General features: G+C 64.8%; 16 protein-coding genes and 1 pseudogene. 15 read left to right on the top strand and 2 right to left on the bottom strand.

All coding sequences use genetic code 11. From position 1 onward, the window contains the following. The first annotated feature begins 190 nt into the window (after window positions 1-190). The 3 genes from ACETMP_RS24515 to trmB all read left to right on the top strand — a co-directional run bounded on the left by ACETMP_RS24515 (window position 191) and on the right by trmB (window position 2555). Entirely contained in the window at window positions 191-604 is a 414-nt protein-coding gene (locus tag ACETMP_RS24515; RefSeq protein WP_375158184.1) for a helix-turn-helix domain-containing protein, read from the top strand. A gap of 86 nt (window positions 605-690) precedes the next feature. Then, window positions 691-1848, top strand: coding sequence for a M20 family metallopeptidase (locus ACETMP_RS24510; protein WP_375158183.1), 1158 nt, complete (start codon window positions 691-693; stop codon window positions 1846-1848). Further along, window positions 1845-2555 carry a tRNA (guanosine(46)-N7)-methyltransferase TrmB gene (gene trmB / locus ACETMP_RS24505; protein ID WP_375158182.1) on the top strand — a complete coding sequence of 237 codons (711 nt, stop codon included), beginning with the start codon at window positions 1845-1847 and terminating at the stop codon, window positions 2553-2555. Before ACETMP_RS24510 ends, trmB begins: the two co-directional genes overlap by 4 nt. Window positions 2556-2670: 115 nt before the next feature. Here the strand turns inward: trmB and ACETMP_RS24500 are convergent, their stop codons facing one another. Beyond that, window positions 2671-3753 carry a DUF2336 domain-containing protein gene (locus tag ACETMP_RS24500; protein WP_375158181.1) on the bottom strand — a complete coding sequence of 361 codons (1083 nt, stop codon included), beginning with the start codon at window positions 3751-3753 and terminating at the stop codon, window positions 2671-2673. A 360-nt stretch (window positions 3754-4113) separates the two neighbouring features. Here ACETMP_RS24500 and rimP point away from each other — a divergent pair, with 360 nt between their 5' ends. The 8 genes and pseudogenes from rimP to pnp all read left to right on the top strand — a co-directional run bounded on the left by rimP (window position 4114) and on the right by pnp (window position 14526). Beyond that, window positions 4114-4869, top strand: coding sequence for a ribosome maturation factor RimP (gene rimP / locus ACETMP_RS24495; RefSeq protein ID WP_257178990.1), 756 nt, complete (start codon window positions 4114-4116; stop codon window positions 4867-4869). Between the two features lie 2 nt (window positions 4870-4871). Then, on the top strand, window positions 4872-6482 hold the full coding sequence (gene nusA / locus ACETMP_RS24490) for a transcription termination factor NusA (RefSeq protein ID WP_028133646.1): 1611 nt from the start codon (window positions 4872-4874) through the stop codon (window positions 6480-6482). Window positions 6483-6559: 77 nt separating this feature from the next. Then, window positions 6560-7243: an RNA-binding protein gene (locus ACETMP_RS24485; RefSeq protein WP_375158180.1), complete on the top strand. Its 684-nt coding sequence runs from the start codon at window positions 6560-6562 to the stop codon at window positions 7241-7243. A gap of 70 nt (window positions 7244-7313) precedes the next feature. Next, complete coding sequence (gene infB, locus ACETMP_RS24480) at window positions 7314-10013, top strand: translation initiation factor IF-2 (protein ID WP_375158179.1); 2700 nt, start codon at window positions 7314-7316, stop codon at window positions 10011-10013. 153 nt (window positions 10014-10166) lie between these two features. Then, complete coding sequence (gene rbfA, locus ACETMP_RS24475; protein ID WP_375158178.1) at window positions 10167-10601, top strand: 30S ribosome-binding factor RbfA; 435 nt, start codon at window positions 10167-10169, stop codon at window positions 10599-10601. Beyond that, a complete protein-coding gene (gene truB, locus ACETMP_RS24470; protein ID WP_375158177.1) occupies window positions 10598-11716 on the top strand; it encodes a tRNA pseudouridine(55) synthase TruB in 1119 nt (372 codons plus the stop codon). Before rbfA ends, truB begins: the two co-directional genes overlap by 4 nt. 2 nt (window positions 11717-11718) lie before the next feature. Beyond that, a complete protein-coding gene (gene rpsO, locus ACETMP_RS24465; protein ID WP_028133641.1) occupies window positions 11719-11988 on the top strand; it encodes a 30S ribosomal protein S15 in 270 nt (89 codons plus the stop codon). A 382-nt stretch (window positions 11989-12370) separates the two neighbouring features. Next, window positions 12371-14526, top strand: a pseudogene (gene pnp, locus ACETMP_RS24460) (polyribonucleotide nucleotidyltransferase). A 213-nt stretch (window positions 14527-14739) separates the two neighbouring features. On the opposite strand, the gene katG reads toward pnp, so the two are convergent. Next, the gene (gene katG / locus ACETMP_RS24455; RefSeq protein WP_375158176.1) at window positions 14740-16905 is read right to left on the bottom strand and encodes a catalase/peroxidase HPI; all 2166 of its coding nucleotides are present in this window, start codon (window positions 16903-16905) and stop codon (window positions 14740-14742) included. Window positions 16906-17019: 114 nt separating this feature from the next. Here katG and ACETMP_RS24450 point away from each other — a divergent pair, with 114 nt between their 5' ends. The 4 genes from ACETMP_RS24450 to ACETMP_RS24435 all read left to right on the top strand — a co-directional run bounded on the left by ACETMP_RS24450 (window position 17020) and on the right by ACETMP_RS24435 (window position 19690). Continuing rightward, window positions 17020-17946, top strand: coding sequence for a LysR substrate-binding domain-containing protein (locus tag ACETMP_RS24450; RefSeq protein ID WP_375158175.1), 927 nt, complete (start codon window positions 17020-17022; stop codon window positions 17944-17946). Window positions 17947-17952: 6 nt separating this feature from the next. Further along, window positions 17953-18414 carry a GNAT family N-acetyltransferase gene (locus ACETMP_RS24445; RefSeq protein ID WP_375158174.1) on the top strand — a complete coding sequence of 154 codons (462 nt, stop codon included), beginning with the start codon at window positions 17953-17955 and terminating at the stop codon, window positions 18412-18414. Between the two features lie 86 nt (window positions 18415-18500). Then, entirely contained in the window at window positions 18501-19334 is an 834-nt protein-coding gene (locus tag ACETMP_RS24440) for a hypothetical protein (RefSeq protein ID WP_375158173.1), read from the top strand. Then, the gene (locus ACETMP_RS24435; RefSeq protein ID WP_375158172.1) at window positions 19331-19690 is read left to right on the top strand and encodes a hypothetical protein; all 360 of its coding nucleotides are present in this window, start codon (window positions 19331-19333) and stop codon (window positions 19688-19690) included. The genes ACETMP_RS24440 and ACETMP_RS24435 overlap by 4 nt, the downstream gene beginning before the upstream one ends. Window positions 19691-19731 lie beyond the last annotated feature (41 nt).

The raw sequence follows: 19731 nt of genomic DNA, 5'->3' as shown, positions 1-19731 counted from the left end.
TGACAACCGTAGTCCCACGGTTGACAGACTGCACGCGGGCTCCCCATTCTGCACCGGCTGCAAAAAAGACAGCGGTGCGTTGCTAAATTTCTCCGCAATGTTTCCCAATAACAGGGTTTGATTTGACGTTGCTTGCACCTGAGGCACTGCGATTGATTGCGCTGAAGGTGGTGTTTGGAGGGCTGAGGAAATGTCGAAAGCGCCCAACCCTGTTGACAAATATGTCGGCAGTCGCGTGCGTATGCGCCGCATCATGTTGGGCATGAGTCAGGAAAAGCTCGGTGACGCTTTGGGCCTGACTTTCCAGCAGATCCAGAAATACGAGAAGGGCACCAACCGGGTTGGTGCGAGCCGCATCCAGCAGATCGCCGAAATTCTGCAGGTGCCGGTGTCGTTTCTGTTCGAGGGCGGTCCGAGCGGCGTGCCGGGGCCGGATGGCTTCAGCGAGGGCGCCTCGCCCTCTTACGTCTCGGATTTTCTCGCGACCTCCGAAGGCCTGGCCTTGACCAAGGCGTTCACGCAGATCACCGATTCAAAGATGCGCCGCTCGATTGTCGATCTCGTCGAGCAGATCGCGGCCCGGGAAGGCCCCGACAAGCGCTGACGCCTCGTCGCGATGGCGATTTGAGACCGCGTGAAATCTGGCCTATGTCGTCATTTGTGGCCGCGCTTTGTCGTGCGTCCGCTTCGATGATGCGATTCAAGGGCACAGATGCAGTCATGGCCAGCACCAATTGGTTCGATTCCCAAACTATCCTCGACGGCATCCGCCGCTGGGTCGAGATCGAGACGCCGACGGAAGCGCCTGAGCAGGTCAACAAGCTGGTCTCCGTCGTCGCGGAGCAATATCGCGACTTGCCCGTCAGGCTCGAACGCGTCGCCGGTGTCGACGGCTGCGGCGACCATCTCCTGGCGCGTTCGACCTGGGGCCAGGAGCAGCCGGGCATTCTGGTGCTGAGCCACCTCGATACGGTCCATCCCATGGGATTCATCGAGCGCCTGCCGTTCAAGGTCGACGGCGACGTCGCCTTCGGCCCCGGGATCTACGACATGAAGGGTGGCGCCTATATCGCCCATCACGCGTTCGGCGCGCTGTGTGCGACGGCCGATCGCTCGCCGCTCGGCATCACGCACCTGTTCACCTCCGACGAGGAGATCGGCAGCCCAACCTCGCGTGCGCTGATCGAGCAGGAAGGACGCAAGGCCAGATACGTGCTGGTGACGGAGCCGGCGCGCGACGGCGGCAAGATCGTCACCGGACGCAAGGGCGTCGGACGCTTCCGCGTGTTCGTCAAGGGCGTGCCGGCGCATGCCGGCTCGCGGCCCGAAGACGGCCGCAGCGCCGTCCGCGAGCTCGCCAACGTCATCCTGGCGCTGGAAGGGATGAACGACCTCGCGCGCGGCGTCTCCGTCAATGTCGGCGTGGTGCGCGGCGGCACGCGCCCCAACGTCACGCCGGAAGAGGCCTATGCCGAAGTCGACCTGCGCGTGCTGAGCCTCGCGGATGCTGACGAGTTCGTCGGCAGGATCCTCGCCCTGACCTCGAAAACCGACGGCGTCACCGTCACCGTCACGGGCGAGCTCAACCGTCCGCCCTACGAGAAGAGCAATGCGGGCGCCGCGCTGTTCGAGCACGCGAAAACGCTCGCCGGCGAGATCGGCTTCGAGCTGATCGATACGCACACCGGCGGCGGCTCGGACGGCAATTTCACCGCCCCGCATACCGCAACGCTGGACGGGCTCGGCGTCGACGGCAAGGGCGCGCACACCCATTTTGAGCAGCTCTACGTCTCCTCGCTTGCGCCGCGCGCGCGGCTGCTCCATCGCTTGTATCAGACGCTGCGATGAGCGAACGCAAATCAGATCCCGATCGCGACGACACCGAGCGCGCCTTCTTCGGGCGCCGCAAGGGCCACAAGCTCAGGCAGCACCAGGCCGAGTTGGTCGATCATCTGCTGCCGCATCTTGCGCTCGACATCCACAGTGAGACACCGGCGGACGCCCGCGAGATCTTTGGCCCTGGGACCGAAGATGTGCGACTCGAGATCGGCTTCGGCGGCGGCGAGCATCTTGCGGCCGAGGCGCAGAAGTTCGCCACGACCGGTTTCATCGGCTGCGAGCCCTACGTCAACGGCATGGCGAAGATCCTCGCGCAGATCGAGGCCGCCAATATCGGCAATATTCGCCTGTTCGCCGGCGATGCCGCCGAGCTGCTGGCCTGGTTGCCCCAGGCATCGCTGTCGCGGATCGACCTGATCCACCCCGATCCCTGGCCGAAACGGCGGCACTGGAAGCGGCGCTTCGTCCAGGACCGCACCATCGCAGCGATGGCGCACGTGCTGAAGGGTGGCGGGGAATTCCGCTTCGTCTGCGATATCGACGATTACTGCGCCTGGACGCTGTCGCACCTTGCACGCTCGCAGGACTTCGTCTGGCTTGCCGAACGGGCCGACGACTTCAGGCAGCCATGGGCCGGCTACACCATGACGCGCTACGGCCGCAAGGCCGCGCGCGAAGGACGCAAGGCGGCTTACCTGCGGTTCAGGCGGAAGTGACTGTCGTTCCGGGGCGCGCGAAGCGCGAACCCGGAACCTCGAGATTCTCGGGTGCGCAACAGCGCGCCATAGTTCGATGCTTCGCATCGCCCCGGAATGACAATGTGAGAGACTTTCAGATCGTCTGCCGGTTGCGCCAGAAATTCACGACGCGCTCGGCGGTCGTCGGCATCAGGCGCGTGAAGTTCGCGCGCGCGGCCTCGATGTCGGCATCGGCCGGAATGCGATGCGGACCGTACCAGAGCAGGATGAGCGCTCGCACCGTGGGCCAGCCCAGATTCAGCACGCGGCCGAGGATGAGAATCGGATCGTAGCGGTCGCCTGAGATCAGGCGGTCGAGAACCGAGAGGCGGACGCCGGACATCGCCGAGAGCGTCGCGATCGATTCCTCGTACTTGTTCGCCTTGGCGAAGCCGAGCAGCGCGCTTTCGCCGAGATGGCCCTCGCGATGCAGGGAGAGCACCGTGCGCTGGGCCGCAGAGAAATCGCGCCGGCGTCCGGGCGGCAGCGCGGCTTCCTCGATCGCCGCCATCGCGCGCTTGATCTCGGCCTGGCGCGAGGGATTGACCACGGTGGAAAGCCGCCGGCGGATGACGTCGAGCGTGCCACCGAGAAGCTCTTTCAGGTTCTCGCCCGAAAGGTCGTCGCGCTGGCCGATCTTGAGCGTCAGCACGCCGTCCCGCGCCGCGCGCTTGATCATCTCGGAATAGCTGCCGGGCGTGAACGCCGCGCCGGCATTGCCGGCAGCGCGACGCACCACGTCGCGATCGCCGCGCTCGACCAGCACATCGGTGATTGCAGGCGACAATGTCGGGCGTTCCGTCATCGCCAGCAGATGCCCCTGGCCCTTCAGGCGCGCGATCTCGACCAGGGCGGTGTCATCGAGCACGGGCGAGCGGCGCAGCACGGGACCCGCCACCATGATTTCGTTTTCGCGCGCGAGTTGGTTGATCAGGTGCGGCGGCGCGTTGCTCAGGTGCGAGAAGCGCTCGGCGAGGTCTGCGCGCGAGGCGAGCTCCGCATGCGGGACGAGATCGATCAGGAGGTTGTCGAAGAGATCGATGAGTTCGGGACGAAGATTGGCGGAATCCTGGAAGAACAATTCGGAGATGGCGCGCGCGATCTCGCCGCGCCGCCGCGGATCGCCGCGTTTGACGATATCGTCCAGTCCGGGAATGAGCGACGTGGCAACGGTCATGAAAAACGCTACTCGATCAGGGCACGCCGCGGGTGCGCCCTTGGTCCAAGCCGCCCCACAATCGGGGAATTTAGCCGCCCCGGGTGAAGGAAGCGTTGCCGCGGGCGGGGCGCGGAACGGCGCAAAAAGGCCCCGTTCCCCCGCAATGGGCCTTGTCCGGGCGGCGGGAAAGCGCTATATCAGCGCCAATTCATCTTCTCATACGATCCGCGTAGTGAGAGTGGGCCCGAAAGGACCCGCTCTTTTTTGTTACCTGAACGCGGCGTGGCGGAAGATGCGGCCCGACCCGTGTCGGGGAAATTCCGAAGCGGGCTCTGGCATCTTAACCAAGCCTTAACCATCGAGCGCCTGACCCTGGACATGACCGAACCGAACCCTGGTTCCACGGACGCCGAATTGCTGGCCGAGCCGAGACTCGTGGTCGAGCCGGGCGTGGCGGCACGGGTGTCCGCGGTTGCAGCGCCGGTGCTGGAAGGCATGGGATATCGCCTGGTCCGGATCCGCATTTCCGGCGAGGCCGGCTGCACCGTGCAGATCATGGCCGAGCGGCCAGACGGCTCGATGCAACTCGAAGATTGCGAGGCGATCTCGCGGGCGCTCTCCCCCGTGCTCGACGTCGCCGACCCCATCGATCGCGCCTACCGGCTGGAAATTTCCTCGCCGGGGATCGACCGTCCGCTGGTCCGCCGCTCCGATTTCGAGCGCTATGGCGGCCATCTGGTGAAGATCGAGATGGCGGTGGCGCACGAGGGACGCAAGCGGTTCCGCGGCACGCTCGGCGCTGTCGAAGGCGACCGCGTGCATCTGCGTCGCGACGACGTCAAGCCGGGCGACAATCCCGACGTGCTCCTGACTATGGAGGATATCGGCGAGGCCCGGCTGGTGCTGACCGACGAGCTGATCGCCGAATCCATGCGCCGCGGCAAGGCCGAGGAGCGCAAGATGCGCAGGGATCTCGGCCTGGAGCCGCCGGCTCCTCCGCATGCCGAGATCAGCGCGAAGATCACCAAGAACACCAAGCCGAAAAAGAAACCGGCCCCGACCAACACGAAGAAGCATCGCCTTGCCGCCGAACGCGCGCGACGCGGCGAGACCGATCCTGACCAAGGAGACTAGCCATGGCAGTCAGCGCCAATCGACTTGAATTGCTCCAGATCGCCGACGCCGTTGCGCGCGAGAAATCGATCGACCGCGGTATCGTCATCGCGGCGATGGAGGACGCCATCGCCAAGGCCGCGCGCGCCCGTTACGGCAGCGAGACCGACGTTCACGCCGAGATCGACCCGAAGAAGGGCGAGCTGCGGCTGTCGCGCCACATGCTGGTGGTCGACAAGGTCGAAAATCATTCCAACCAGATCTCGCTGGTCGACGCGCAGCGCGCCAATCCTGGTGCCCAGGTCGGCGACACCATTGCCGACACCCTGCCGCCGCTGGAATATGGCCGTATCGCCGCGCAATCGGCCAAGCAGGTAATCGTGCAGAAGGTGCGCGAGGCCGAACGCGACCGGCAATACCAGGAATTCAAGGACCGGATCGGCGACATCGTCAACGGCGTCGTCAAGCGCGTCGAATATGGCAGCGTGATCGTCGATCTCGGCCGCGGCGAAGCCATCATCCGCCGCGACGAGATGCTGCCGCGCGAAGTGTTCCGCAACGGCGACCGCGTCCGCGCCTACATCTTCGACGTCCGCCGCGAAACCCGCGGCCCGCAGATCTTCCTCTCCCGCACCCATCCGCAGTTCATGGCGAAGCTGTTCGCGCAGGAAGTGCCGGAGATCTACGACGGCATCGTCGAGATCAAGGCGGTCGCCCGCGATCCGGGCTCGCGCGCGAAAATCGGCGTGATTTCCCGCGATTCCTCCGTCGATCCGGTCGGCGCCTGCGTCGGCATGCGCGGCTCGCGCGTGCAGGCCGTGGTGAACGAATTGCAGGGCGAGAAGATCGACATCATCCCCTGGTCGCCGGATATCGCGACCTTCGTGGTCAACGCGCTGGCGCCGGCCGAAGTGTCCAAGGTCGTCATCGACGAAGACCGCGAGCGCATCGAGGTCGTTGTGCCCGACACCAACAACCAGCTTTCGCTGGCGATCGGCCGCCGCGGCCAGAACGTGCGTCTGGCCTCGCAGCTCACCGGCTGGGACATCGACATCCTGACCGAGCAGGAGGAATCGGAGCGCCGCCAGGCCGACTTCGAGAACTCCACCCGCGTCTTCATGGAATCGCTCAACGTCGACGAAGTGGTCGGCCAGCTGCTGGCGTCCGAGGGCTTCACCTCGGTCGAGGAACTCGCCATGGTGGACCTCAAGGAGCTCGCCAGCATCGAGGGCTTCGACGAGGAGACCGCGCAGGAGCTCCAGAGCCGTGCCCGCGAATATCTCGAGCAGCAGGAAGCCGAGATCGAGGCGAGGCGCAAGGAGCTCGGTGTCGAGGACGCCGTCAAGGACGTGCCCGGCGTCACCTCCAAGATGCTGGTAAAATTCGGCGAGAACGACATCAAGACAGTCGAGGACCTCGCCGGCTGCGCCACCGACGATCTGGTCGGCTGGACCGAGCGCAAGGAAGGCGGCGAGCCCACCAAACATCCGGGCGCGCTCGACGGCATCGATATCTCCCGCGACGATGCCGAAGCCATGATCATGCAGGCCCGCGTCAAGGCCGGCTGGATCACCGAGGCTGATCTCGCCAAGCCGACCGAGGAGGCTGAGGCGACCGAAGATCAGCCGGCTTGAGGCGTGTTGCAGCGAAGCGGAGGCCGGTCTTGCCTAGAGTACACACGATTTAGAAGGCGAAGGAGGATGTCGCCCGGATGCTCGCCAATATTGACAGCGAACTCGACCATGGACCGCGGACCGAAAGGTCCGCGACCATGCGGATGTGCGCTGTCAGTCGGCAGGTCCGGCCGATCGATGAGCTGATCCGCTTCGTCATTTCGCCGCAGGGCGAAGTAGTTCCGGATCTCAAGCGCAAGCTGCCCGGACGCGGCATGTGGCTCACGGCCTCCCGCGGGGTGGTTGCGGAAGCGGTGCGGCGTCACCAATTTAGCAAGGCCTTCAAGCGCGAGCTGCGGCCCCCTCAGACGCTTCCTGCCGACATCGAGGCGCTCCTGGTTCGGAGCGTGACGGAAGCCCTTGGGATCGCCGCCAAGGCCGGCCAGATCGTGACCGGGTTCGGCAAGGTCGAAAGCGCCCTGAGGGAAGGCACGGTCGAGGTCCTGATCCACGCCAGCGACGGGGCCGCGGACGGAATCCGCAAATTGGACATGCTGGCACGTCAAAATGCCGGGAATCGCGGCGCCAAGCCGCAGATTCCCGTCGTCACCGCGCTGAAATCGGTAGAATTGGATTTGGCACTGACCCGGTCAAATGTGATACATGCTGCCGTGCTCGCGGGCCCGGCGAGCAAGTCATTCCTGTCACGTAGCCAGATGCTGGTCCGATACCGGATGGCGGACGCTGACAAGACTGCCGAAGAGCACGGCCAGGATTTCTGAGAGACAACGACGACCCAATTGGACGGTGCGGCAACGCACAACACTGATAAATCAGGATTAGGACTGCTGAATGGTTGATACCAAGACCCCTGGCGACAAGAAGCTGAGCGTTCCGAGCAAGACGCTATCGCTCAAGCCGCGCGTCGAAACGGGCACTGTGCGCCAGAGCTTCAGCCATGGCCGCAGCAAGCAGGTCGTGGTCGAGAAGCGCGGCAAGCGCCGCATCGACGGCACCCCCGAGCCGCAGGCTGCCGAGGTGGCAAAGCCCGCGCCGGCGGCGCCCACGCCCGCCCCGTCGCGTCCCGCGCCGCCGCGCAACGCCGGCTCCGGCGTGGTGCTACGCACGCTGACCGAGGACGAACGCTCCGCCCGCGCCAGCGCGCTGGCCGATGCCAAGGTGCGCGAAGTCGAAGAGCGCCGCCAGGCCGAGGAAGAGGCCCAGCGCCGCGCGGTCCGCGAAGCCGCCGAACGCGCCGAGCGCGAGGCCGCCGAATCCCGCCGCAAGGCCGAGGAGGAGCGTCACCGCCACGAGGACGAAGCCAAGCGCAAGGCCGAGACCGAGGCCAAGAAGCGTTTCGGCGAAGGCGAGCAGCCGCCATCTGCGCCACGCGCCGCGGCGGCGGCCCCGGCCGCTGCAACGTCGCGGCCCGGAGCGCCCGCAGCCCGAACCGGAACCGCGACAGCACGCCCGGGAACGACGACAGCGCGTCCCGGAACCAGCACGCCGCGACCGGCCGGCGGACCTCTGGGTCGCGCACCTGCGGTCGCGGCCGGACCCGACGAGGACGATGGTCCGCGCCAGATCCGTCGCGGTCCCGGCGGCGCCGCGCGTCCTGCGGCGGCCCCCAAGACCACCCACAAGCCCGGCCCGCAGAAAGAGCGCGGCCGTCTGACGGTCGTCACCGCGCTCAATGCCGACGAAGTCCGCGAGCGCTCGATCGCCTCGTTCCGCCGCCGCACCCAGCGCCTGAAGGGTCACGCCTCGAACGAGCCCAAGGAGAAGCTGATCCGCGAGGTGGTCATCCCGGAAGCGATCACCATCCAGGAACTCGCCAACCGCATGGCCGAACGCGCGGTCGACGTCATCCGCATGCTGATGAAGCAGGGCGCGATGCACAAGATCACCGACGTGATCGACGCCGACACCGCACAACTGATCGCGGAAGAGCTGGGGCACACCGTCAAGCGCGTTGCCGCCTCCGACGTCGAAGAGGGCTTGTTCGACCAGGTCGACGATTCCACCGACACCGAGACGCGCTCGCCCGTGGTGACCGTGATGGGTCACGTCGACCACGGCAAGACCTCGCTGCTCGATGCGCTCCGTCACGCCAACGTCGTTTCCGGCGAAGCCGGCGGCATCACCCAGCACATCGGCGCCTATCAGGTGGTATCGCCCGAGAGCGGCAAGAAGATCACCTTCATCGACACGCCCGGCCACGCCGCGTTCACCGCGATGCGCGCCCGCGGCGCCAAGGTCACCGACATCGTCGTGCTGGTGGTCGCGGCCGATGACGGCGTGATGCCGCAGACGGTCGAAGCCATCAATCACGCCAAGGCCGCGCGCGTGCCGATCATCGTTGCCATCAACAAGATCGACAAGCCCGACGCCAAGCCGGAGCGCGTGCGCACCGAGCTGCTCCAGCACGAGGTGCAGGTCGAATCCTTCGGCGGCGACGTCGTCGACGTCGAGGTGTCCGCCAAGAACAAGACCAATCTCGACAAGCTGCTCGAGATGATCGCGCTCCAGGCCGACATTCTCGACCTCAAGACCAATTCGGAACGACCGGCCGAGGGCACCGTGATCGAGGCCAAGCTCGACCGCGGCCGTGGTCCGGTCGCAACCGTGCTGGTCCAGCGCGGCACGCTCCGCGTCGGCGACATCATCGTCGCCGGCGCCGAGATGGGCCGCGTCCGCGCGCTGATCTCCGATCAGGGCGAGACCGTGCAGGAAGCCGGTCCCTCGGTGCCGGTCGAAGTGCTCGGCTTCAACGGTCCGCCGGAAGCCGGCGATCGTCTCGCCGTGGTCGAGAACGAAGCCCGCGCCCGCCAGGTCACCAGCTACCGCGCGCATCAGAAGCGCGAGAACGCGGCGGCCTCGATCTCCGGCATGCGCGGCTCGCTCGAGCAGATGATGTCGCAATTGAAGACCGCGGGCCGCAAGGAATTCCCGCTGATCATCAAGGCCGACGTGCAGGGCTCGCTGGAAGCGATCCTCGGCTCGCTGGAGAAGCTCGGCACCGACGAAGTCGCAGCCCGCATCCTGCATGCCGGCGTCGGCGGCATCTCGGAATCCGACGTGACGCTGGCCGAAGGCTTCAACGCCGCGATCATCGGCTTCTCGGTTCGAGCCAACAAGGAAGCCGCTGCGGCCGCCAAGCGCAACGGCATCGAGATCCGCTACTACAACATCATCTACGATCTCGTGGACGACGTGAAGAAGGCGATGAGCGGCCTGCTCGCGCCGACCTTGCGCGAAACCATGCTCGGCAATGCCGCGATCCTGGAGATCTTCAACATCTCCAAGGTCGGCAAGGTCGCAGGCTGCCGCGTCACCGACGGCACCGTGGAACGCGGCGCCAATGTGCGCCTGATCCGCGACAACGTCGTCGTGCACGAGGGCAAGCTGTCGACGCTGAAGCGCTTCAAGGACGAAGTGAAGGAAGTCCAGTCCGGTCAGGAATGCGGCATGGCCTTCGAGAACTACCACGACATGCGTGCCGGTGACGTGATCGAGTGTTACCGCGTGGAGACGATCCAGCGCTCCCTGTAAGTCCAAATCTTACCGAAGCGCCCGGATCTTTTTGAACTGAAATTGCGGGAGTGCGATGGCCGGATTTTTCCGGCCATCCACCCCTCTTCGTTTCAACAGGACAAATGACGATGCCCGTGCCCCAAGCACGGGCATGACGAGGTGATTTCGAGAATGCCACGCCATCATCAGAAAAAAAGTTCCGCACCCGGCGGCGGCTCGCAACGCCAGTTGCGCGTCGGCGAGCAGGTTCGCCACGCGATGGCCGATATTCTGGCGCAAGGCAACGTGCATGATGCGGATCTCGAAGGTCACATCATCACCGTGCCGGAGGTGCGGATGTCGCCCGACCTGAAGCTCGCGACGGTCTACGTGATGCCGCTCGGTGGCCGCGACACCGAGATCGTCCTCGCTGCGCTCGCACGCAACAAGAAGTTCCTGCGCGGCGAGGTCGCGCGGCGCGTTAACCTGAAATTTGCACCCGACATTCGCTTCCGCGTCGACGAACGATTCGACGAAGCGGAACGGATCGAGAAGCTTTTGCGAACACCTGCGGTGCAGAAGGACCTGGAACAGGATCCGGAGACGGATCGGGAAGAAGAACGATGACGATGGACCCGGCTCACGACACGATCAGCGGCGAACAGGCCGATCAGCGCGACGTGCAGAAAAATAATCTTGCGGACATGGCCGGCAATTCCGAGCCGCAACATGAGCCGCGCCGCGTCAACAACGATCCGCGCGCCAAGCAGCAGAAGGGCAGCCAGGTTCGCCGCGACCGGCGCGACGTCCACGGCTGGGTCGTGCTCGACAAGCCGATCGGCATGACTTCGACGCAGGCGGTTGCGGTGCTGAAGCGCCTGTTCAACGCCAAGCGCGCCGGCCACGCCGGCACGCTCGATCCGCTCGCCTCGGGGGGCTTGCCGATCGCGCTCGGGGAGGCCACCAAGACCGTTCCCTTCGTCATGGACGGGCGCAAGCGCTACCAGTTCACGGTGTGCTGGGGCGAGGAGCGCGACACCGACGACATCGAGGGCCGGGTCACCGCGACCTCGGACCAGCGCCCGAGCCGGGAGGCCATTCTGGCCCTGCTGCCCCGTTTCACCGGGGTGATCGAGCAGATCCCGCCGCGCTATTCCGCGATCAAGGTCCAGGGCGAGCGCGCCTACGATCTCGCCCGCGACGGTGAGGTCGTGGAATTGGCCCCCCGCCCGGTCGAGATTCACCATTTAACCCTTGTAGATCAACCGGATAACGACCACGCCGTGTTCGAGGCCGAATGCGGCAAGGGCACCTATGTCCGCGCGCTAGCCCGCGATATGGGCCGAATTCTCGGCACTTTTGGCCATATCTGCGCGCTCAGGCGGACCCTGGTCGGCCCATTTGGCGAAAACGACATGATTCCGCTGGATCAGCTGGAGGCTTTGTGCGATAGAGCCGCGTCCGGCGAGGGCAGCCTCGCCGACGCGCTTTTGCCCGTTGAGACCGCGCTGGACGACATCCCGGCACTGGCCGTCACTCGGGCTGATGCGGCAAGGCTCCATCGGGGCCAGGCCGTTTTGTTGCGCGGACGGGATGCGCCCACTTGTAGCGGCACAGTCTATGTCACGGTGGCAGGCCGGCTTCTCGCGCTTGCTGAAGTCGGCAATGGCGAAATCATCCCCAAGCGTGTGTTCAACCTGACCGGCCTGACTGCCAGCCCCGGTCGCAACGAGAGAAATTGACGATGTCGATTGCCGCAGAACGCAAAGCGGAAGTCATCAAGACGAATGCCACCAAAGCCGGCGACACCGGCTCGCCCGAGGTTCAGGTCGCGATCCTGTCGGAACGCATCAACAACCTCACCAGCCATTTCAAGACCCACGTGAAGGACAACCATTCGCGTCGCGGCCTCTTGAAGCTGGTCTCGACCCGCCGCTCGCTCCTCGACTATCTCAAGAAGAAGGACGAGGCGCGGTACAAGGCGCTGCTCGAGAAGCACAATATTCGTCGTTAAGAGTTCCTGCGCGCGCCCTTGGCGCGCGTTTTCGCACGCGGTTTCGAACGAAGGCGCTTATTTTAAGCTTTTTTTGATCGAGGCTGCGCGCGCGTCGAATGCGGGCCATTGACGGCCAGCATCCGGGGCATGAAGGGCGAAGACCGAAGGTTCGGTGTTCGCGTTCGTGCCGACTGACAGTCCAGCAGCAATCCGGCGGCTGGGCACAACGGGCAAGGCGCCCGTATGACCCGAAAGGATGGACGCCATCCGACATCCAAAAACCATGGCAGGATCGCAGGACGCTGATCATCCGCTCCGATCAGCGCCCCGCAATCTTGCGCATGGTTTTTGTTTTTCGAGAGCCGTCCCCTCTTTCGAGAACCCATGAAAGAAGACCTCTATGTTCAATAAGCATTCAGTCGAGATCGACTGGGGCGGACGCCCTCTCAAGCTGGAAACCGGCAAGATCGCCCGACAGGCCGACGGCGCCGTCGTCGCCACCTACGGCGAGACCGTGGTGCTTGCCACCGTCGTCGCGGCGAAGGCGCCGCGCGAAGGCGTCGACTTCCTGCCCCTGACCGTCGACTACCAGGAAAAGACCTATGCCGCGGGCCGCATTCCCGGCGGCTATTTCAAGCGCGAGGGCCGTCCGACCGAGAAGGAGACGCTGGTCTCCCGCCTGATCGACCGTCCGATCCGCCCGCTGTTCGTCGACGGCTGGCGCAACGAGACCCAGGTGATCGCCACCGTGCTGTCGCACGACATGGAGAACGACCCTGATATCGTCGCGCTGGTGGCTTCGTCCGCTGCGCTGACCCTGTCCGGCGCGCCGTTCAAGGGCCCGATCGGCGCAGCCCGCGTCGGCTTCGTCAATGACGAATATGTGCTCAACCCGACGCTCGACGAGATGGTCGACACCCAGCTCGACCTCGTCGTCGCCGGCACCGCCGACGCCGTTCTGATGGTGGAATCCGAGGCCAAGGAGCTGAACGAAGACATCATGCTCGGCGCGGTGATGTTCGGTCACCGTCACTTCCAGCCGGTGATCAACGCCATCATCGAGCTGGCCGAGAAGGCCGCCAAGGAGCCGCGCGAAGTCACGGTCATCGACAATGCCGCGCTCGAGAAAGAAATGCTCGGTCTCGTCGAGCAGGAGCTGCGCGCCGCCTACGCCATTCCGGTCAAGCAGGATCGCTACGCCGCGGTCGGCAAGGTCAAGGAAAAGGTGATCGCCCACTACTTCCCCGAAGGGCAGGAGCCGAAATACGACAAGCTGCGCATCGGCGCCGTGTTCAAGGAGCTCGAAGCCAAGATCGTTCGCTGGAACATCCTCGACACCGGCAAGCGCATCGACGGTCGCGACAGCAAGACGGTGCGCAACATCGTCGCCGAAGTCGGCGTGCTGCCCCGTGCCCACGGCTCGGCGCTGTTCACCCGCGGCGAGACCCAGGGCCTGGTCGTCACCACGCTCGGCACCGGCGAAGACGAGCAGTACATCGACGCGCTGTCGGGAACGTACAAGGAAACGTTCCTGCTGCACTACAACTTCCTCCCTACTCGGTCGGCGAGACCGGCCGCCTCGGCGGCACCAAGCGCCGCGAGATCGGCCACGGCAAGCTGGCCTGGCGGGCGATCCACCCGGTGCTGCCGCCGCACCACGAGTTCCCCTACACGATCCGCGTGGTCTCGGAGATCACCGAATCCAACGGCTCCTCGTCGATGGCTTCGGTCTGCGGCGCCTCGCTCGCGCTGATGGACGCCGGCGTGCCGTTGAAGCGGCCGACCGCGGGCATCGCGATGGGCCTGATCCTTGAAGACAAGCGCTTCGCGGTTCTCTCGGACATCCTTGGTGACGAAGACCACCTCGGCGACATGGACTTCAAGGTGGCCGGCACCGAAGCTGGCATCACCTCGCTCCAGATGGACATCAAGATCGAGGGCATCACCGAAGAGATCATGAAGGTGGCGCTCGGCCAGGCCAAGGAAGGTCGGATTCACATCCTCGGCGAGATGGCGAAGGCGCTCACCAATGCGCGCGCCGAGCTCGGCGAATACGCGCCGCGCATCGAGACCTTCAAGATCGCCACCGACAAGATCCGCGAAGTGATCGGCACCGGCGGCAAGGTGATCCGCGAGATCGTCGAGAAGACCGGCGCCAAGGTCAACATCGAGGACGACGGCACCGTGAAGGTCGCCTCCAGCGACGGCGAGGCGATGAAGGCCGCGATCAAGTGGATCAAGTCGATCGCCTCCGATCCGGAAGTCGGCCAGATCTATGACGGCACCGTGGTCAAGGTGATGGAGTTCGGCGCCTTCGTGAACTTCTTCGGCTCCAAGGACGGCCTCGTTCACATCAGCCAGCTCGCGGCCAACCGCGTGCAGAAGACCTCCGACGTCGTCAAGGAAGGCGACAAGGTCAAGGTCAAGCTGCTCGGCTTCGACGACCGCGGCAAGACCCGCCTGTCGATGAAGGTGGTCGATCAGGTCACCGGCGAAGACCTCGAAGGCAAGGGCGGCGAGGGCGAGAAGGCCCCGCGCGAAGCCGCCGGCGAGTAAGCTCTCGCACCACTGCCAGAAACACGAAGGGCGGCCGAGAGGCCGCCCTTTTTGTTTGTGTTCGCTCCGGGCGATCCGCGCTCCCTCTCCCGCTGGCGGGAGAGGGTCGGGGAGAGGGCTGCCTCCTCAGAGAGATTCCCAATGAGGTGAGAGCCCTCACCCGGATCGCTGCGCGATCCGACCTCTCCCGCAAGCGGGAGAGGTGAACCGGCCTCACGCCACGATGTCGTAGCGGTCGAGGTTCATCACCTTGGTCCAGGCCTTGGCGAAGTCAGCCACGAACTTCTCCTTGGCGTCCGAGGTGGCATAGACCTCGGCGAAGGCGCGGAGCTGCGAGTGCGCGCCGAAGATCAGATCGACGCGCGTTCCCGTCCACTTCACCGCATTGGTCTTGCGGTCGCGGGCCTCGTAGCTGCCGTCGGCGACCGGCGTCCACTGCGCACTCATGTCGAGCAGGTTGACGAAGAAGTCGTTGCTGAGCGTACCCACCTTCGAGGTGAACACGCCATGCTTCGAACCGTTCGCATTGGCGCCGAGCACGCGCAGGCCGCCGACCAGCACGGTCATCTCCGGACCGGTCAGCCTCAGGAGCTGCGCACGATCGACCAGCGCCTCTTCCTGCTGCATGAACTGATGCCGCTTGCCGATGTAGTTGCGGAAGCCGTCAGCCCGCGGCTCGAGCGGTGCGAAGGATTCCACGTCGGTCTGCTCCTGCGAAGCATCCATGCGGCCCGGCGTGAAGCCGACCTTGACGTCGACGCCGGCATCCTTCGCGGCCTTCTCAACCGCAGCGGTGCCGCCGAGGACGATGAGGTCCGCCAGCGAAACCTTCTTCGCGCCCGACGAGGCGTTGAAGTCCTTCTGGATCGCCTCGAGCTTGCCGAGCACCTTCGACAGCTGCGCCGGTTCGTTCACCTCCCAGTCCTTCTGCGGAGCCAGGCGAATGCGCGCGCCGTTGGCGCCGCCGCGCTTGTCCGAGCCGCGGAACGTCGAGGCCGAGGCCCAGGCGGTCGAGACCAGCTCGGACACCGACAGGCCCGACGCCAGGATCTTGCTCTTCAGCGCAGCGATGTCCTGCTCGCTGACGAGCTCGTGGTTCACGGCCGGAATCGGATCCTGCCAGATCAGCGTCTCCTTCGGCACCAGCGGGCCGAGATAGCGCTGGATCGGACCCATGTCGCGATGGGTGAGCTTGAACCAGGCGCGGGCAAAGGCGTCCGCGAACTGATCCGGGTGCTCCAGGAAGCGCCGCGAGATCTTCTCATAGACCGGATCGAAGCGCAGCGAGAGGTCGGTCGTCAGCATCGTCGGCCGATGCTTCTTCGACTTGTCGAAGGCATCGGGAATGATCGCGTCGGCGCCCTTGGCCGTCCACTGGTTCGCGCCGCCCGGGCTCTTGGTCAGCTCCCATTCGAAATTGAACAGGTTCTCGAAGAAGTTGTTGCTCCACCTCGTCGGCGTCGTCGTCCATGTCACCTCGAGGCCGCTGGTGATGGTATCGCCGGAGTGACCCGACGCGTGCTTGCTCTTCCAGCCGAGGCCCTGATCCTCCAGCGCACCCGCTTCCGGCTCCGGTCCAACCAGCGAGGGATCGCCCGCGCCGTGGGTCTTGCCGAAGCTGTGGCCGCCGGCGATCAGCGCCACGGTCTCCTCGTCGTTCATCGCCATGCGGGCGAAGGTCTCGCGGATGTCCTTGGCCGCGGCGACCGGATCCGGCTTGCCGTTGGGGCCTTCCGGATTGACGTAGATGAGGCCCATCTGCACCGCGCCGAGCGGCTCGGCGAGCTGGCGTTCACCGCTGTAGCGCTCATCGCCGAGCCAGGTGCCCTCGGGACCCCAATACAGCTCTTCCGGCTCCCAGACGTCGACGCGGCCGCCGGCGAAACCGAAGGTCTTGAAGCCCATCGATTCCAGCGCAACGTTGCCGGCGAGCACCATCAGGTCGGCCCAGGACAGCTTGCGGCCGTATTTCTGCTTGATCGGCCACAGCAGGCGGCGCGCCTTGTCGAGATTGGCGTTGTCGGGCCAGCTGTTGAGCGGTGCAAAACGCTGCTGACCGGCACCGGCGCCACCGCGGCCGTCGGTGATGCGATAGGTGCCCGCGCTGTGCCAGGCCATGCGGATCATGAGGCCGCCGTAATGACCGAAATCGGCCGGCCACCATTCCTGCGAATCCGTCATCAGCGCGGTCAGGTCCTTGATCACCGCGTTGAGATCGAGCGACTTGAACTCCTTGGCGTAGTCGAAGTCCTTCCCCATCGGATCGGACTTGTCGGAATTCTTGTGCAGCACCTCGATATTGAGCTGCGTCGGCCACCAGTCGCGGTTCACGCGCGTGGGTTTTCCGCCCGAAAACGGGCACTTCGAAGTGTCGTCCATGAATACCTCCTCTGGTGGCGTCGAACTCGCGCCTTTGACCAGGTAGAACCACTCTAAGCGCCGCGTTCGATCAGGGGAAGTTGACTTTAATGATCGCTGCAATAAGATTTGCTGATGCTGAACGTGACACTCCGCCAGCTCCGGTATTTCGATGCGCTGGCGCGTCATGGCCATTTCGGCCGCGCGGCCGAGGCCTGCTCCATCTCGCAGCCGGCCTTGTCGATGCAGATCAAGGAGTTGGAAGAGGCGCTGGGCGGGCTGCTGCTGGAGCGCAGCGCGCGCCAGGTGGCGCTGACCCGGTTCGGCGAGGAGCTCTCCCAGCGCGTCCGCGACATCCTCCGCTCGGTCGATGAGCTCGGCGACTTCGCCCGCGCCTCGCAGGACCGGTTTGCCGGCCGCTTGCGCATCGGCATGATCCCGACCATCGCGCCTTATCTGCTGCCCACGATCACCAAGAATCTCACGCGTCTACACCCGGAGCTCGATATCCGCGTGCGCGAGACCATGACGCCGCGGCTGATCCAGGAGCTGGTGGAGGGGCGGCTCGACACCGCCATTGTCGCGTTGCCGGTATCGGAGCCCTCGCTCACCGAGGTCGCGCTGTTCGAAGAAAAATTCCTGCTGGTCCGGCCGGGCTCCGATGAGGGGACGCCGGCCCCCTCGCGCGAGATGATGCGCGAGATGCGGCTGCTATTGCTCGAAGAGGGTCACTGCTTCCGCGATCAGGCGCTGTCGTTCTGCAACATGCAGTCGGCGCCGCCGCGCGAGATGCTCGATGCCAATTCGCTGTCGACGCTGGTGCAGATGGTCAGCGCCGGCATCGGCGTGACGCTGATCCCGGAGATGGCAGTGCCGGTGGAGACGCGATCGGCCTCGGTCTCGCTCGCCCGCTTCCGCGATCCGCAGCCATCCCGCACCATCGGCATGGTCTGGCGCAAGACCAGCCCGCTGGCCCGGCAGCTGCTGCAAATCTCCGAAGTGGTGTGCCTGTCGGCCGGCAAGGTGCGAGCGCGGCAATCCGTGCGCAGCCAGAGAGCCTAGCGTCCGATGCCGCCTCCGGTCATCCGTCCCGCCGGCGCAGACGAATATGACGAGGTCGGCCGCGTCTGGATGGAGAGCTGGGCCTCGACCGGGCTCGGCGAGGCCAGCGACTTCCTGCTGGCAAACCTGCGCGCGCGCATCCGGCGCGAGATCGAGGACGGCTGGAGCCTGTTCGTCGCCGACGATCGCGGCACCATCGCCGCCATGCTGGCGCTGCATGTGCCGAGGCACTATCTCGACATGCTCTTCGTCGCGCCCGCCTATCAAGGCCAATCGCTCGGCCGGCAATTGCTCGCCTTCACCCGCACGCAAATGCCGGATGAGATGTATCTGCGTTGCGTCCGCGAGAACGAAAAAGCCTGGCGCTGGTACGAGCGCGAAGGTTTCGTGTTCGAGAAGGAAGAGATCGAGCCGTCAAACGGGTTCGTGATGAAGTGCTACCGGTGGAAGCGGCAGTCGACCGGATAAGCAGTGATCTTCTCATGCAGCTTGCGGTTGTCGCCTTCCTAATCTAGGGTGACCGATATTCTCCCGCTGCTGATGCCCTGGAATCCATGAGTCGATTTGCTGCTTCCGCGATCGTTCTGCTGTCTTCTCTAACTCTGGCAGCAGCTCAAACTCCTCCTGCAACCACCGCGCCACCGACGCCTCCCTCAAAGCCGACCGTCAAGAAAGCGGCGACGAAGCCGAAAGCTGCGGCAGTCAAACCGGCCGAGCAGATGAACAGCGGTCCGTGCCGTCTCGGCGTAATCTCGGCAATCGGCGAGCATTACTCCGTACAGAAATTCGGCGTGACAATCTTCGAGGCGGAAGCAAAAGAGATCCCGATCGACTGGGGCCTCGATGATCTCGTTTTCGCGCGCGTGCGCGCGGCAGCGAAGAACGATTCCTCGATACGCAGGATCGCTTATCCCAAGGGCGCCTTCGATCCCTTCTATCATGCGAAGGCGATCTTCATCCCGGATCCCAAAGAGACTCTGCCGGTGATCGTGAAGGGGTTCACCGCGAATGCGAATTGCGATCGCTATCTCGTCGCAACCACTTTCAAGACGAAGCTGCCGAACTCGAACATGACGCTGAACGGCATCGGCACCTACAACCAGGGGCTCGGCAGCTTAATTCGGCACTCACACCTTTTCGCCAATATCGCGATCACGCTGATTGACGGCCGCAGCTACGAACAGATCAAGCGCCCCCTTACGGATATCGGCGCGAACCTCGCCACAAGCATGCGTCTGTTTGAAGACCCGATCACGAAGCTCGACAATTCGCTATTCCCAGATCCGCCCGAGACAGCTTCGACCAACGCGGCGTTGCGCGAGAGAACGCGTGCGCTCGTCGCAGAGCGGCTCGACCGGAACCTCCCCGGCTATCTAAAGGAAGAGTGAGCGCTTTTGCCGCCTTCGGCATCCTCAACCAGGATGTGGTGCTCGGGCGTCGCATCTTTCTCCATGCCCTGGCATTTATCCGTATGTTTGACGGGCGCGACTTTGCCATCGTCAGACAGAGCTCTGCGCTGATCAACCTGGATCATTCGCTGGCGGTGCAGAGGTTTTTGGGCAAGCTCGTCAGCGGCCCCTATCGCGAGTTGCCCGCAGAGTCGTTCCCAGCGCGCCCTGAAGATGCCGCCGCGAGTCCCGAACTGCGCAACGACGTACGCGCCATGTTGGCGGAAAGCCTCGATAAGACGCTGCCGCTCTTGCTTCGGCCAGCCGCACGCCAAAGCGACACCAGACAACATTGACCCACATGTCGTTTGCGCTGGTTGGCTTCAACCTAGGCGTA

Source organism: Bradyrhizobium dasycarpum (assembly GCF_042019905.1).
Taxonomy (GTDB): domain Bacteria; phylum Pseudomonadota; class Alphaproteobacteria; order Rhizobiales; family Xanthobacteraceae; genus Bradyrhizobium; species Bradyrhizobium japonicum_B.
Note: the sequence above shows the minus strand (reverse complement) of the source record. Positions and strands in the feature narration are given on the sequence as shown.